The sequence below is a fragment of the Acidimicrobiales bacterium genome, assembly GCA_041394265.1.
Lineage (GTDB): Bacteria > Actinomycetota > Acidimicrobiia > Acidimicrobiales > SZUA-35 > JBBQUN01.
This window is the reverse complement of sequence record JAWKIO010000005.1, coordinates 2,325,273-2,339,973: the sequence shown is the minus strand read 5'-3', so window position 1 is coordinate 2,339,973 and position 14,701 is coordinate 2,325,273. Positions and strand designations below refer to the sequence as shown.

General features: G+C 67.2%; 17 protein-coding genes. 5 read left to right on the top strand and 12 right to left on the bottom strand.

What is annotated here, in order from left to right:
* Positions 1-15: 15 nt before the first annotated feature.
* Genes R2733_11505 through R2733_11490 form a run of 4 tightly spaced genes read right to left on the bottom strand, consistent with a single transcriptional unit; the run spans position 16 to position 3,199 of the window.
* Positions 16-1,056 (bottom strand): histone deacetylase family protein, encoded by a 1,041-nt coding sequence (locus tag R2733_11505; protein MEZ5377124.1) that lies wholly within the window; start codon positions 1,054-1,056, stop codon positions 16-18.
* 8 nt (positions 1,057-1,064) lie between these two features.
* Positions 1,065-1,223, bottom strand: coding sequence for a hypothetical protein (locus tag R2733_11500; GenBank protein ID MEZ5377123.1), 159 nt, complete (start codon positions 1,221-1,223; stop codon positions 1,065-1,067).
* Positions 1,224-1,280: 57 nt separating this feature from the next.
* Positions 1,281-1,628, bottom strand: a complete 348-nt coding sequence (locus R2733_11495; GenBank protein ID MEZ5377122.1) for a Rid family detoxifying hydrolase — start codon at positions 1,626-1,628, stop codon at positions 1,281-1,283.
* Positions 1,625-3,199: a 2Fe-2S iron-sulfur cluster-binding protein gene (locus tag R2733_11490; GenBank protein ID MEZ5377121.1), complete on the bottom strand. Its 1,575-nt coding sequence runs from the start codon at positions 3,197-3,199 to the stop codon at positions 1,625-1,627. Before R2733_11490 ends, R2733_11495 begins: the two co-directional genes overlap by 4 nt.
* 23 nt (positions 3,200-3,222) lie before the next feature.
* On the opposite strand from R2733_11490, the gene R2733_11485 reads away from it, so the two are divergent.
* Positions 3,223-4,164, top strand: a complete 942-nt coding sequence (locus R2733_11485; protein MEZ5377120.1) for a hypothetical protein — start codon at positions 3,223-3,225, stop codon at positions 4,162-4,164.
* On the opposite strand, the gene erpA is transcribed toward R2733_11485, so the two are convergent.
* Positions 4,157-4,480, bottom strand: coding sequence for an iron-sulfur cluster insertion protein ErpA (erpA, locus tag R2733_11480; GenBank protein ID MEZ5377119.1), 324 nt, complete (start codon positions 4,478-4,480; stop codon positions 4,157-4,159). The two genes, R2733_11485 and erpA, sit on opposite strands and share 8 nt — an antisense overlap.
* A gap of 127 nt (positions 4,481-4,607) precedes the next feature.
* Between erpA and R2733_11475 the strand changes: the two genes are divergently transcribed.
* Positions 4,608-5,828: an Mrp/NBP35 family ATP-binding protein gene (locus tag R2733_11475; GenBank protein ID MEZ5377118.1), complete on the top strand. Its 1,221-nt coding sequence runs from the start codon at positions 4,608-4,610 to the stop codon at positions 5,826-5,828.
* A 32-nt stretch (positions 5,829-5,860) separates the two neighbouring features.
* Here R2733_11475 and R2733_11470 read toward each other — a convergent pair whose 3' ends face one another.
* The 3 genes from R2733_11470 to R2733_11460 are packed head-to-tail and all read right to left on the bottom strand — an operon-like array spanning position 5,861 to position 7,505.
* A complete protein-coding gene (locus R2733_11470; GenBank protein MEZ5377117.1) occupies positions 5,861-6,610 on the bottom strand; it encodes a mechanosensitive ion channel in 750 nt (249 codons plus the stop codon).
* Positions 6,607-6,936, bottom strand: coding sequence for a hypothetical protein (locus R2733_11465; GenBank protein ID MEZ5377116.1), 330 nt, complete (start codon positions 6,934-6,936; stop codon positions 6,607-6,609). The genes R2733_11470 and R2733_11465 overlap by 4 nt, the downstream gene beginning before the upstream one ends.
* Positions 6,933-7,505, bottom strand: a complete 573-nt coding sequence (locus tag R2733_11460; protein ID MEZ5377115.1) for an RNA polymerase sigma factor — start codon at positions 7,503-7,505, stop codon at positions 6,933-6,935. The genes R2733_11465 and R2733_11460 overlap by 4 nt, the downstream gene beginning before the upstream one ends.
* A gap of 252 nt (positions 7,506-7,757) precedes the next feature.
* Here R2733_11460 and R2733_11455 point away from each other — a divergent pair, with 252 nt between their 5' ends.
* Entirely contained in the window at positions 7,758-8,426 is a 669-nt protein-coding gene (locus R2733_11455) for a hypothetical protein (protein ID MEZ5377114.1), read from the top strand.
* A 306-nt stretch (positions 8,427-8,732) separates the two neighbouring features.
* Here the strand turns inward: R2733_11455 and R2733_11450 are convergent, their stop codons facing one another.
* On the bottom strand, positions 8,733-9,308 hold the full coding sequence (locus R2733_11450; protein MEZ5377113.1) for a hypothetical protein: 576 nt from the start codon (positions 9,306-9,308) through the stop codon (positions 8,733-8,735).
* A gap of 30 nt (positions 9,309-9,338) precedes the next feature.
* Positions 9,339-9,878, bottom strand: coding sequence for an FxsA family protein (locus tag R2733_11445; protein MEZ5377112.1), 540 nt, complete (start codon positions 9,876-9,878; stop codon positions 9,339-9,341).
* 87 nt (positions 9,879-9,965) lie between these two features.
* Between R2733_11445 and selA the strand changes: the two genes are divergently transcribed.
* Positions 9,966-11,237 carry an L-seryl-tRNA(Sec) selenium transferase gene (gene selA, locus R2733_11440; GenBank protein MEZ5377111.1) on the top strand — a complete coding sequence of 424 codons (1,272 nt, stop codon included), beginning with the start codon at positions 9,966-9,968 and terminating at the stop codon, positions 11,235-11,237.
* A complete protein-coding gene (gene selB, locus R2733_11435) occupies positions 11,234-12,997 on the top strand; it encodes a selenocysteine-specific translation elongation factor (GenBank protein MEZ5377110.1) in 1,764 nt (587 codons plus the stop codon). Before selA ends, selB begins: the two co-directional genes overlap by 4 nt.
* Positions 12,998-13,009: 12 nt before the next feature.
* Here the strand turns inward: selB and R2733_11430 are convergent, their stop codons facing one another.
* On the bottom strand, positions 13,010-13,270 hold the full coding sequence (locus tag R2733_11430) for a WhiB family transcriptional regulator (protein MEZ5377109.1): 261 nt from the start codon (positions 13,268-13,270) through the stop codon (positions 13,010-13,012).
* A gap of 152 nt (positions 13,271-13,422) precedes the next feature.
* Complete coding sequence (locus R2733_11425) at positions 13,423-14,664, bottom strand: NfeD family protein (GenBank protein ID MEZ5377108.1); 1,242 nt, start codon at positions 14,662-14,664, stop codon at positions 13,423-13,425.
* Between the last annotated feature and the right edge of the window lie 37 nt (positions 14,665-14,701).

The window sequence follows — 14,701 nt, the reverse complement described above, 5'->3', positions numbered from 1 at the left end:
GTCGCTCCGGTCGTTTTACGCGGAAGCGCCGGCTCCTTCGAAGCCTTGCAGCACGCCGACGATGTTGCCGCCCAGCTCGGCCGTGGCGTAGCCACCCTCCATCACGAAGACGGTTGGCAGCCCGAGGCCTGCGAGTTGCTTCCCGATGGTCGGATAATCGCCGATGTCGAGTTGGAAGTCGCTGATCGGATCACCCGTATAGGTGTCGACACCGAGCGAGACCACGAGCGCCTCGACACCGGCAGCGGTCAGATCGGCCATCGCCGATTCGAATGCCGCCATCCAGGCTCCCAACTCGGTGCCGCGAGGCAGCGGATAGTTGAAGTTCGCCCCGACACCTTCGCCCTCGCCGGTCTCGTCGGCGTGGCCGAGGAAGAACGGGAACTGCTGGCGAGGATCACAGTGGATCGACGCGAAGACCACATCGCCCCGTTCGTAAAAGATGTCCTGGGTGCCGTTGCCGTGGTGATAGTCGACATCGATAATGCCGACCTTGGCGAAGCCCTGAGCCCGCAGCCGCTGCGCAGCCGCCGCCGAGTTGTTCAGGTAGCAGTAGCCACCGAACTGATCACGGGTGGCGTGATGACCCGGCGGACGACACAGAGCGAAGGCCGAGCGTTCGCCGTCGGCCACTCGCTGCGCCGCGGTCTGGGCGATCGCCACCGATTCCAGCGCTGCGGTCCAGGTGTGCTCACCGATCGAACAATCGAGCGCGAAGCTGTAGTGGCCGAGCTGGCCCTCGATGTGATCGGGGATGATCGACCGAGTTCGATGGCCCGGGAAGCAGAAGCCCATGGCCGAGCTGGCGGTTCGGCCGGCGGCGACCCATCGATCGAACGCGCTCGACATGAAGTCGAGGTAGTCCGACGCGTGGATCGCAGCCAGTTCGGCCTGGTCGACCGGATCCGGGGCGATGGACGGACCCATCGCCGCAGCCTCGAGTGCGAGCACGACGTTGGTCGCACGAATGGGCGACTCCCACGAGGGAATCAACTGGCCGCCGTCGAGCTCGCTCACATGATGAGCGGCGTGCACATCGGATCGCACGACCAGCACGGCTGGGCCTAGCGATTCGTCTCGATGAGCTCGGAGCCTTCGTTGTCGGCCTCGGCACCGTTCTTCAGGAGGGTGCCGATCACGGCGGCGGGGATGGCCATCGTCATCAGGAATCCGACGGGAATGACGACGAGCAGAACCACGGCGATGATGATGAAACCGATCATGGGTGCCAGTGTGCCGTATCAGACGCCGTTCGGGCGACTCTTCGCCGAGTCGGCGGGTCAGCCGACGTAGGCGAGCGCCTCGATCTCGATCAGGGCACCGAGGGGCAGCTCCTTCACCGCAACCGCCGAGCGGGCCGGCCGATGGTCCCCGAACAACTCGGTGTAGACCGAGTTCATGAGGGCGTAGTCGGCCATCGAGGTCATGAAGACCGTGGTCTTCACCACCTGGTCCATGCGGGCGCCGCCGGACTCGAGCACCGCCGCCAGATTGGCCATGGCCTGGCGCAGCTCGGCTTCGAGTCCTCCGGCGACCACGGCACCATCGGCGATGCCGATCTGACCACTGGTGACCACGAACGGGCCGGCGGGAACAACGGGGGTGTACGGACCAACGGGTGTGCTCATGACGTCATCATGCCAGCAGTTCCGGTCGACCACCGAGGTGTGAGGCCGCTGCGTTGCCACACCGCCGATGCCACCGCGGCGAACACCGCATCCGAGCCGTTGATTGCCGGGCTGTCGTCGTCGATCAGTTCCACCTCCACCTTCGGCATGTCGACCGCTCGGGTGATCCCGAAGCTACGAACTGTGAGATCGTGGATGTCACCGGCGTCGTCGACCGTGAGCGCTTCGCTCGTCACCCAGGAGTACGCCATGTGCGCGGCACCGATGCAGTAGGACCGCAGCACGACCCGGTCGAGGATCTCGCCACACCGCACGCTGACCGAGATCACCCCGTCACGGAACGACGCACTGGCCTCGGCGCCATTCGGAGCGACGACCGGTCGGTCGACAGGCTCCAACGCCCGCTGCAACACCAGCGCTTCGGCCCAACCGGCTGCCCGCAGCTCGCTCGAGCACGATGGCCCGGGGAGCGTGACGGTGCGAACCTCGAGCCCCGGCGCCACCGCTGCGACCGCCGCTTCGATACCCGGGGCGGCGGCGACGATCATCACGCCGGTGCCGTCGCTTCGGATCCCAGCGGCCATCGGCGGGCGCTTCGGCCCGAGCCGCACCGCGTCCTCACGGCTGTAGAGCGCCAGCACCGCTCGCCCGTGCTCGTCGGCCAGCCCCTTCGCCGCCGCCGAGACCGCCGACTGGCCCTTGGCTCCGAACGCACCGCCGTTCGCGAGGGGTGCGACGGGTTCACCTCCTGGCTCGCACCAGGCGGCATCCGTCTCGAGATACCCCGGTTCGACCCACGTAGTCTGAAGCGTCGCCGCCCATGGGTCGCCACCGTCGTCCGGTACGTCGATCGGCCAGGTGTGCTCGACGGTGGTGCGCCGCCCCTGGACCTTGGAAGCTGCCGTCCGAGCCGAGTGGAGCGTCTCGCCGACGGCCCAGCCACCCCGACCATCGGGAACGGCGATGAGCGCATCATGCGGCGCGCTGTCGGCAGCGAACCCGCCGGCGCCGAGCACCACCGCCGGATCGACTCGCTGCGGCGCATGCCCTTCGAGCGTGGCTCGGCGAGAGGCGGCGTCGAGATCGCGCTCGTCGTCGGCTGAACCGTCGTGGTCCCACGCTTCGATGATGGTTTGCCATCCGGTGCAACGGCAGAGGTGAGCAAGCAGTGCGTGCTCGACTGCGTGGTGATCACTCCGGTCGGTCACCTTGTGGTCGAGCGCGTCGAGCCGCAGCACGATACCCGGGGTACAGAAGCCGCATTGGCTTCCTCCGGTCGCACAGAAGCTGTTTGCCCAACGACCGGCCCGCTCCGGCGGCAGTCCTTCCACCGTGGTCACGGTCCGCCCCGCAACACGACGGGCCGGCGTCACGCACGCCACCCGTGGCTGGCCGTCGACCAGCACGGTGCAACAGCCGCACTGACCCTGTGGGCTGCAGCCGTCCTTCACGCTCGTGGTCGCGAGTGGGCCGCGGAGCACACCCAACAGCGTGTCGCCGACATCGTCGACCTGCACCGGTGTGCCATTCAGCTCGAAGTCGAGGGTCCTCGGGCGCGCGTGATCGGTCATGGCCGAAGGATATGGTCAGGCGCGTGTCGACCCGAGCCCGACCGATGCTGAGCCGCCGTTCCGTCCTCGCCGCCGGCACCCTCGGAGCCCTGGGCCTGGCGACCGGCGTCGGCTTGACGGCCTGCGGCTCGTCGACGAGCTCCGTGGGCGAGCTCGGTCCCCAGCTGGTGGCGCTGTTCAACCCCAACCGCATCATTGCTGCCGGGGTCCCGCAGCGGCTGCCATTCGGCCTCGTCGACAACGGCATCACGCTCACCGGCGACGGCGCCCCGGTCACCGCACGGGTGCTGGCCGATGGCGAGGTGATCGACACGGCCGAGGTCATCGGTCGTGTCGTTGCGCACGACCACCCGGCCGGCACCACCGAGCATCAGCACTCGGGCCTGCTGCGCTACTACGCACTCCGAACCACGCTCCCCTCGCCTGGCGTCTACGACGTGGAGTTCGACATCGGTGGGGTCACGGCGAGCTCGCCGGTGCAGGCGTTCGATCCCGACGAGGTCGGCGTGCTCCTACCGGGGGCGCCCTTTCCGTCGATGATCACCCCGACGGTGGCCGATCCGGGCGGCATCGACGCCCTGTGCACCCAACCCGACGGACCCTGCCCCTTTCACGAGCACACCGTCGCCGACGTGCTTGTGACCGGACAGCCGATGGCGGTGCTGGTGGCAACGCCGGCCTTCTGCTCGACTGCGTACTGCGGACCGGTGCTCGACACGTTGATCGAAGCGGCGCCGAGCTACCCCGGCATTGCCATGATCCACCTCGAACCCTACGCCAACGCGCGCGCCGTCAACGGCGATCTGACCAGCCCAGACCTTCAGCTGGCGGCGTCGATGAGCGCACTTGGCCTCGATTTCGAGCCGGCGCTGTTCTTGGTCGGCAGCAACGGTGTGCTGGTCGACCGCATCGACAACGTGTTCGACTCGAGCGAGCTCGAACCGGCGTTGGACTCGCTCAGCTGAACGACTGCCCGCAGCCGCAGGTGCGCTGGGCGTTGGGATTGTCGATCGAGAAGCCGGCCTGCTGAAGGCCGTCCTTGTAGTCGAGCGTGGCCCCGTTGAGCAGTTGTGCGCTGGTGGGGTCGACGATCACGCGAACGCCATCACCGACGGTGGACGTGATGTCGTCGGCGGCCGAGTCGGCGTCGAAGAACATCTCGTAGCTGAAGCCGGAGCATCCGCCGGGGCGCACGGCGACTCGAAGTGCCAGCGCAGCGTCGCCCTCTTCGTCGAGAAGAGTCTTCAGCTTGCCTGCGGCGTTGTCGGTGACAGTGATCATGCCAAGTCCTCCATGGAGTCGGTGGGTGAAGGCTAATGGTCGTGTGCACGGAGATGCACACCGGGCGGTCCCGATATCCACAACGCCGACTCGGGCGCAATCATTCCCATCTCCTAGCCTGGAGGCCATGACGTTCGTGAACCACCAGCACGCTCCGAACGACGATCCGGCCGGAGGTGACACCGGCTCGCCGTCGCCGGCCGACGTGATGGAAGTGCTGCGCGGGGTGATCGATCCGGAGCTGAACCTCGACATCGTGTCGTTGGGGATGGCCAAGCGAGCCGATGTCGACAACGGTGTGGTCACCATCACCATCGCGCTCACCACCCTCGGCTGCCCGCTCCGGGCCCAGATCACCTCCGACGCCACGGCCCGGATCGGTTCGATGCCTGGGGTCTCCGACGTCCAGATCGAGTGGACCGAGCTGAGCGCCGAAGAAAAGGCGCTGACGATGGATCGTGCCCGCAAACACGCCGTCGACACTGCGGGTGAGACCGCCATCGCTCCCACCACCAAGGTCTTGGCCATTGCGTCCGGAAAGGGCGGGGTCGGCAAGTCGTCCGTCACGGTCAACCTCGCCGCTGCGCTCGCCATGCGTGGGCTGCACGTCGGGATCATCGACGCCGACATCTGGGGATTCTCGGTGCCACGCATGCTCGGCATCGAGGGTCGACTCGACGCCGACGGTACGGGAGAACGCCCGATCATCAAGCCCCACTCGCTGGCGTTCGGCTCCGGCCGGCTCGACGTCGTCTCGATGGGGTTCCTGGTCGAAGACGAGGAGTCGGCCCTGCTGTGGCGCGGCCTGATGTTGAACCGTGCCGTGCAGCACTTCCTCGAGGATGTCGCCTGGGCCGACGATCTCGACTACCTCGTCATCGACATGCCACCAGGCACCGGCGATGTCGCAATGGGTCTCGCTCGGATGTTGCCCCGAGCCGAGATGATCGTCGTCACCACGCCGGCCACGGGCGCACAGAAGGTGGCGGCACGAGCGGTGACCATGGCACGCAAGTCCTACGTCCGGGTGGCGGGCATCATCGAGAACATGTCGGCGTTCATCACCGAGGACGGCCGCTCGTACGAACTCTTCGGGTCCGGAGGCGGGGCCGCCTTGGCCGCGTCCTCCGGCGCTCCACTCATCGGGCAGGTCCCGATCGAGCCGGCGGTGTCGCACGGTGGCGATGCCGGCACACCTGCGGTGCTCGGTGAGGGAGCGGCAGCCAGCGCGTTCCATCAGATCGCCGAGCGAATCGTCACCGAGGTTGCGCCGCCGATCGAGATGGCCGGTTGTACCGCGCGACTGCTCGCTGCAGCCGAAGCCGCGCTCGACGAACTCGAGCTCTGACGCACCAATGCTTCGGTCTGACGCCCCGACACTCAGGCCTGTGGCGCTCCGGTGCCAGGAGGTGCGGCCCGATCGATGACGAGACGCTCGCTCGCGATGGACGAGGACGGCACGAGCACCCGTTCGCCATCGGCGGTTTCGAGTTCGATCGCTGTCGGATGCAACCCGACCACGGTGCCGGCCAGGTCGCCGCTCTGGATGTGGTCACCGATGGCGAGCATGCGCCGTAGCGTTCGCGTCGAAGCGACCTCGGCGGCGATCCCACGACCACCCAGCCCGACCAGCAACGTGAAACTGGCGGCGAGTCCGAAGAAGATGGCGGCAACACCGAGATTGACCACGGTGGTGTCGATCCCGAGCTGGGCGACGGCGAGCAGGACGGCGAGTCCGACGATCGTGCCACGAACCGCCATCGACACCTGCCGCTGTACGGCCGCCGACGCTCGAGCCAGCGCCGGACCGATCGCCGTCAGCGCGAATGCGCTCACGACATTGGCCAGGATCACGATGATGGCCGCCGACAGCACCCGGGGCAGGAAGGCAATGAGATCCTTCGGCAGCTGATCGAGGGCGTCGGGGCTGATCACACCGAGGGCACTGATCATGCCGATGATGACCCCGCCCCACAGCACCAGACTCGACAGGGGGGAGGCCGCCTCCTGGAGCGCCGGCGGACGAGTGTCCTTCGCCAGGGCCCGGAAGACCAGGCGGGAAGCCAGCAGCCCGGCGAGGATGCCGCCGATCAGCATGCCTGCGACGATGATCCAGTCGGTTCCGGTCATAGGTCCTCCTCCGTGAGCAACAACTTCGAGGTCTCGAGTCCGGCACCGAACAGGTCACCGAGCACCGACAACATCTGACGAGACCCCAATCGGTCGATCACCTTTCCCTCGACACGATCCGAGAGCCCGGCGTTCGGTGCAAGCACGCTCGACAGTATCGAGCCGAGGTCGGACCGTTCGAGATCATCACCGATTGCCAGGTGTTCGAGCTTGGCCGCGCAGCGGTGACAGTTGTCGATATGAGCCGTCAGATCCGGGCCATCGACCGGCGTATCGTCGTGCAACCACCGCCGCAGCTGCTCGGTGGAGGGGTGGCGCCGGATCATGACCACTCCCGCAATGCCGAGGCCAGCTTGCGTCGCGCCCGCAGCAGCCGGGTCTTGACCGTCGGCAGCGGCACATCGAGCAATCGGGCGATCTCCTCGTACGCCAATCCCTCGATCTCTCGGAGCACCACGACACTTCGAGACAGATCGTCGAGCGTGTCGAGTGCCGCCTCGAAGTCGGTCATCGCCTGCGACTGCTCGACGCGGTGCTCGGGAAGTTGCTGTGGGCGGTCGGTCGCCTCGGGCAGGTCGATCGGATCGGTCACGAACGCTCGGCGACTGCGGAGGGTCGAGATCGCGGTGTTGTGGGCGATCCTCATGATCCACCCCCGCATCGACGAGTCACCGCGGAAGCTCGGTAGCGCCAGCCAGGCCTTGAGCATGGTGTCCTGGGTGACGTCCTCGGCCAGCGCCCGGTCGCGCACGACGGAATAGGCGAGCCGGAAGACGGCGTCGCCGTGGTCGACCACCAGCTGGTGGAGATCGTCGGGGTCACCACTCGACGCACGCGCTCGTTCGCCCGGCGAGCCGGTGCCTGGTGGAATCGCCCAGAGCGAGGGCGTTCGCACACGGTGAAACAAGAGACGCAATAGGGACACGACGCACGTGAGCTTATGGGAGTCGCGCACTTTCTACTTTTGCTCGCCCATCCCCCGGATTCGTTCCGCCGCCAACTCGCCGTGGTGGTTTCTCGCGACTTTCGTAGGCGCCCAACCGTCCTGAACACCGCCGGAACGGGACGAGCCGTTCCGCGACAACACGATGGAGCAATCATGGTTCACGGGCGACTTCTGGCGGTCAGCATCGACTTCGATGGGATCTTGACCAAGACAGTCGGCGACATCGCCGACTTCGTTCCCAAATTGGTGGCGTTCGTCTTGATCTTCCTCGTGGGTTCGTTCATTGCGAAGATGGTTCGCAAGGCCATCACCACGGTGCTGCACAAGATCCGTTTCGACGACTACATCGACGCCGCCGGTATCGGCACGCACATCGAACGAGCCGGCTTTGCCGATAGCGGCAGGTTCGTCGCTCAGATCATCTACTACCTCATCATGTTGCTCGTGCTGAAGCTCGGGCTCAGTGCCTTCGGTCAGAACGACATCAGCGATGCACTCGACGGACTCATCGCCTTCATCCCGAAGATCATCGTGGCCTCGATCATCGTGATCATCACCGGCCTGGTCGCCAACACCGTGGCCAACGTCATGCGGCCCGCCCTGTCGAACCTCGACTACGGCTCGGCGCTCACGACGGCCGCCACGACCGCCATCTGGGTGATCGGCATCTTCGCCGCCATCGATCACATCGAGGTGGCGAACGACATCGTCGACACCCTGTTCACCGCCATCGTGGGAAGCCTCGGCCTGATCCTGGTGATCAAGTTCGGCGTCGGCGGCATCTGGGCAGCCCGCGACCATTTCTGGCCTGCGGTCTACCGCAAGTTCTCACCATCCGCCTCGGCTGCGTCGCCGGACCGCCAGGCGTGATCGTGACACCGGGGCCTGCGGCGGAGTCCCGGTCTCGGTCAGCGGGTTCCCCCGGCCCGGCTGACCGAAGCTCTCGAACACCGAACGGTGCCCGGCGCCGACACGGGTTCAACCCCCTCCCCTGATCCCACCCTCAGCACTGCGGGATCAGGGGACCGGATGGCGGCATGGGGCTGGGTGGGCGATCCAGCCTCAGGTCGCTTCCGAAAAGGGCCCCCGACCGATCGGTCGGGGGCCCTTCACCGTTCATGCGGTCTGGGTCACTCGGTCTCGACTCGGACGGTCGACCCGGCGAGCATCGACCGATCAGAGTCCGAGGTGCTTCTTCGCCTCTTCGATGTACTGACCGCGCCCCGGAGCGATCGCCTTCAGCCGGAACGACTTCACCCGGGCAGGGAAGTCGTTCGGGATCTCGTCGCTCAAGTGATCACCGGCGATGAGCGAACGCTCCTGCTCGAGGAAGAAGACGTGGCGTCCGTCGCTCGGACTTCCCATGGCCATCGCCGCCATGCGGAACTCGGTGGCGTCGATCTTGTAGCCGTCGCCGAGCACGGTGTCGGCACCTTCGAAGCCAGGGGGCGCCACCAATTCGGCACCCGTGAGTTCCTTCAGCTTGAGCGCACCGCCGGAGTAGGCAGGGGACGGATCGGTCATGACGATCCACCGGATGCGATCGCCACCACAGCCACACAGCACGTCGAGGTGCGAGGCATCGCCCGGTCCCGGGTCGACGATCACGATCTCGTCGATGCCGATCAGGTAGGTGTTGAGCCCCGGCTCACCGTCGGCTTCGGCGCAAGCGATGCGCCGCACCAGCGGGCTGAGCGCCCGAGCGACGCCTGGGGTGATCGGCGGTGGTGGCGTTGGTTCTTCGATGGTCATCGGATTCGTTGCTCCTCTGCGACGAGTAGGTCAGCCGAGTTCAGGCCGAGCTGATCGTGGTACATCTGCAACATCACCGGCGTTCCGGCCATCGGGATGCGCCCGATCCACCAGATCGACATCGATGATGGTTCCATCGCCCGATGGGCCGCGTCGTCCAGGGCGCCTGGCGTCGTGCAGCGATCCTGAGCGGTTGATGAAGGGCACAGACCAGGACGAAGCCCGGGCCGCCAGCCGTGGTTCGACGGCCTTGCGGACCGGAGGGATCAGCAGCACGGCACCGACGGCGGTGGTGACGAAACCAGGGAATCCAATGAGGACACCGGCGATCAGGCCGAGAAAGCGACCGGCGACAGCGGTGGAGGAGTCGGTGGAAGGATCGGCTGCCGACGCCAGCGTCGAGACGAGGAGACCGGCCGACTGCTGACGAGTCACCGCGACACCGAGGATCATGAACAACAGCAGGAGGAGCAGCGTCGATCCGAACCCGATCTGCCCGACCACCCATGCGGCGGCGAAGTACTCAGCGACCAAGAGGCCGAAGATCACGAGCGCCGAGCGGGAGAACATCGACACCAAGTCTACCGGCGCCGAGGCCCTCCCCGACCGGCAGGCCTATCCTCGGGGTGTGCAGACCACCGCTGGAACAGCCGGTTCATGAGCGATCGACCCCCCTCTGTCGACCGGCTGGCCCGCTCACTACGAGCGAGCGGTCTGCCGCACCCCGTGCTCGTCGACCTGGCTCGACGCCTGATCGCCGACGGCACGACCGACATGGCCGAGACCGAAGCCAACCGAGTGCGCCGTCGGCTGCTGACGCCGGTGATCAACGGCACCGGTGTACTGCTCCACACGAATCTCGGCCGGGCACCGGTGGCCGTCGACCACGAGGCCACGTTCTCCAATCTCGAACTCGACCTCGAAACCGGCGAACGCGGGAGCAGGCAGGCCGGCATCGGGAGCCTCCTCGCCACGGCCACGGGGGCCGAGGCCGCCATGGTCGTCAACAACGGAGCCGCTGCCGTCATGCTCGTTCTCGCCGCGCTGGCAGCCGGCAAGCGGGCCGCTGTCAGTCGCGGCGAACTGGTGGAGATCGGTGGAGGGTTTCGCATTCCCGACGTGATGGTGCAGTCCGGCGCCGGTCTCGTCGAAGTGGGCACCACGAACCGCACCCGACTGGCCGACTTCCAGCGTGCGATCGATGCCCACGACGATCTCGAGGTGGTCCTCCACGTCCACAAGAGCAACTACGAGATCGTCGGGTTCACCGAATCGGTCGGCATCGACGAACTGGCGACGCTCGACGCCATCGTGGTTGCCGACATCGGCTCGGGCTATCTCGACGCCGCTTGCCCCTGGCTCGACGGTCCTCCGCCTTCGTGGTTGGCGAACGAGCCTGCCGCTCGTCAGAGTCTCGACGCCGGCGCCGACCTCGTGATCTTCAGCGGCGACAAGCTGTTCGGCGGACCGCAGGCCGGCATCATCGCCGGAAGGGCCGACCTCGTCGCCGCCTGTGGGCGACACCCACTGGCGCGCGCCCTGCGTCCGGGCAGCCTCGTACTCGACGCCCTGCAGACGACCACCTTGGCCTACCTCGATCGCCGCGGCACCGACATCCCCTTCTGGCGCATGGTTGCGACGCCGACCGCCGAGTTGCGAGTGCGGGCCGAGGCCATCGCCGCCACGACGGCCGGCTCCTGGATCGTCGTCGACACTCGTGCCGTCCCCGGCGGTGGCACGCTGCCGGGAACCACCTTCGCCAGCGTGGGCCTGAGCCGACCCGGTGATCATCGCAGCTCGTTGCGATCCGGTGAGCGGCCACTGATCGCTCGAATCGAGAACGGGTCGACCATCATCGACCTCCGCACCATCGACGCCAACGACGACCCTGCGGTCATCGCCGCCCTCGCGGCCACCGGCGATCGATGACCGTCATCGCGACCGCCGGTCACGTCGACCATGGCAAATCGACACTGATCCGACTGCTTACCGGCACGGATCCCGATCGCTGGGAAGAGGAGAAGGCACGGGGTCTGACGATCGATCTCGGCTTCGCCAGCCTCACCCTGGGCTCGGGGCGCACGCTCTCGTTCATCGACGTGCCCGGCCACATCCGCTTTCTCCGCAACATGCTGGCCGGCGTCGGTGCCGTCCAGGGATGCCTGTTCGTGGTGGCCGCCACCGAAGGGTGGAAGCCGCAGACCGAGGAACACCTGCGAATTCTCGACCTCCTCGGCGTCGCTCACGGTGTGATTGCGCTGACCAAGACCGACCAGGTCGACGCCGAACTCCTCGAGCTGGCGCTCCTCGATGTCGCCGAGCACGTCGAGGGCTCGTTCCTCGAAGCCGCCCCGGTCGTCCCGGTCGCCGCTCCCGGGCGTGCGGGCTACGACCAGCTCGAGGTCGAGCTCGACGCACTGGTCGACCGTGTCGGCCCGGCCCTCGACCGGGCAAAGCCCCGGCTCTGGATCGACCGCTCGTTCGCTCCCGCCGGCGCCGGCACCGTGGTCACGGGCACGCTCACCGGTGGTTCGGTCATGGTCGGCGACGAGCTCCTCCTTGCCCCGCAACGGTCGAGTGCACGAGTTCGTTCGCTGCAGACGCACCACCAATCAACCGACACCGCCCCGCCGGCCGCCCGGGTCGCCGTCAACCTCACTGGCATCTCGCACCACGACGTGCAGCGGGGCGACGTCCTGGTCACCAACGGCGCCTGGCATCACACCCGAACGGTCGACGCCGAACTCAACGTGCTGGCGTCACTCAGCCACGAGGTGTCACGGCGCGGCGCCTACGCCGCCTACATCGGCTCCGGCGAGTTCAACGCGGCCGTGCGGATCCTCGGCCCCGAGACCCTGGCCCCTGGCACACGCGGCAACGTTCGCCTTCATCTCGACCGGCCCCTTCCGCTGGTCCCCGGCGATCGGTTCATCCTGCGCGAGCACGGTCGCGACGAAACCATCGGGGGCGGTGAGATCCTTGACGTCGACCCGATCGTTCCGGCGTCGAAGGCTCGACCCGACCGCTCGATCCACCGGGTCGTCGCCGAGCGAGGCTGGATCGAACTCGCTCAGCTCCGACGGCTGATCGGCGACGACGACCAACCGACGCCGATCGGCGCAGATCCCGGCGGCAACGGTGACGACGGCCTGCGCCTCGTCGGCCGATGGGTGGTCCCGTCCGACGTCCTCGACGCCGCCATCGAGGCCCTGCGAGCCGACATCGAGGCCGCCGGCGCGCTCGGGCTCGACATCGCCACCCTCGACGAACAGCGCCGAGCCGTGCTCGAACGCATCGACGAGGCGAAGGTCGATGCCGGGCGTGTCGTGCTCGGCACGCCCGTCGACCCGCTGGCCGACCACTGGTGGGTCGAGGTCCTGCTCCAAGACCCGCTGTCCCCGCCGAACGCCGACGGCGTGGACCGGGCCGAGGTGAGGGAACTCGTGCGCCGGGGCCTCGTCATCGAACACGACGGTGTGTACTTCGCGGCGACGGCACTCGAGGTTGCCGGTCGCCGGCTCCGGTCGGCGCTCGAGGCACAACCGGAAGGTATGACCGTGGCAGAGATCCGCGATCTGTGGGGAACGAGCCGCAAGTACGTCCTGGCCATTCTCGGTTGGATGGACGCCACCGGGCAGACTCGCCGACGTGAAGACCTCCGACTCGCCGGACCGAGGCTGCCACAGTGAGGGGCGAAGTGATCAGTTCGCCCGAGACAGGCTCTCGCGTCGCTCGTTCTCGGTGAGGCCGCCCCAGATGCCGTGCTGCTCACGAATGGAGAGCGCGTAGTCGAGGCACGACGTCTGCACCGAACAACTCATGCAGATCTCCTTGGCCCGAGCCTCACGCATCCGCTTCTCGGAGCGACGCTCGAGGCGTGGCGGCGGGAAGAAGATGGCCTGGTTCGGACCCCGGCAGGCGGCACCCTTCTGCCATGTCGCTTCGAGTTCGTGCACACTCATGTTCGAGACCCCCTTCAGTGCTGGAGCCCGACCCTATGCCCGAAGTGACGCCCGACACAAGGGCCTCTTTCCGCCGGTCAGGGGGTCGTCAGTCACGCTCAGGGGCCAAAACGGACGAAGCGTGGTGACGGGCGCGCGGCCCGTGAGGGCGGTCAGCCCCGGTCGCGGTAGTCCTTCGCTCCACCCGCCTCGGGTTCGACCTCGAGGAGCATTCGATGGAGTCCGACCACACGCACCCGATCGCCGGTCTTCAGCGGCGTCGCCCGGTTGGTGATGGCTCGCCAGGGAGCGTCGCGCACGACGACCGTGCCCTCGGGATCGATGTCGCTGGTCGCCTCGCCGAACTCACCGATGATCCACGACCGCCCGATGGTGGGGCTCGAGAACCGGGTCCGCACCATCGACGGCATGCCGGTGTAGGCGTACAGCGCGGCCCCGATGAGCCCGACGCCGATGGTGATGACCGACATCGACACCCCGTCATAGAGCGTGAGGGTGCCGATGGCGAACAGGACCATGCCCACCCCCGAGTACAGGCGGGGAATGTTGGTCTGGATGTCGACGGCGAACGCCAACAAGGCCAGCACCAACATCACGACGGCGGAGGTGCGCACCGGGAGCACGGCGAGGCCGTAGCACCCCATGACCAGCATGAACGCACCGATGGCACCGGCGATCCCGACACCGGCGGTGTAGAGCTCGAAGATCAGCAGCGCCAACCCACCGACGAAGCACAGGTAGGCAACCTCGGGACTGGCCACGGTGTGGAACAGCTGCAGGGTGAGCGGTAGTTGCCGGAACTGGGGTTGGCTGAGGCCGATCGCCGACTCCGTGCCTTCCACGGGTGCCTCGTAGCCCGGAAGTTGGCTGACGAACTCGCGCAGCACCGACGAGGTTTCGAGCGGACCGACCGAGATCCCGAGATCGATCGCTTCCTGGGCATTGATGGTCTGGTCGGCCAAGCGCGCGGTCGCCTCGCCGAATGGCTCACCAAAGGAGTCGTCGAGCCGCAACCGCCCGGTGTCACCGATGCGGGACCCGCCGGCGACACCCACCAGGTCGGCGACGCCCAGGAGTTCAGCTGCACCGCCGTAGGCGACCGAACCCGAGGGGCCGACCCAGATGGCGATCGGCACACTCGACTCATCGAGCCGCCGAGCGAGGCGCTCGAAGGCACGATCGTCGAGCACCGCCCCCTTCGAGTCCATCTGCAGCACCACCCCGAGGACACCCTCGGCTTCGGCGTCGTCGAGTTCGGACAGCAAGAAGTCGGTGATGACCGGATCGATCAGACCGGACACCTCGACGATGCGCACCTGCGACGCACTATCGGCGGCCTGGGCGCCTGCGGACGGCGCAAGGCCGAGCAACATGCTGCAGGCAGCCAGCAGCATGGCAAGCACGCCGAGACGTCGGGTACATCGGCGGCTT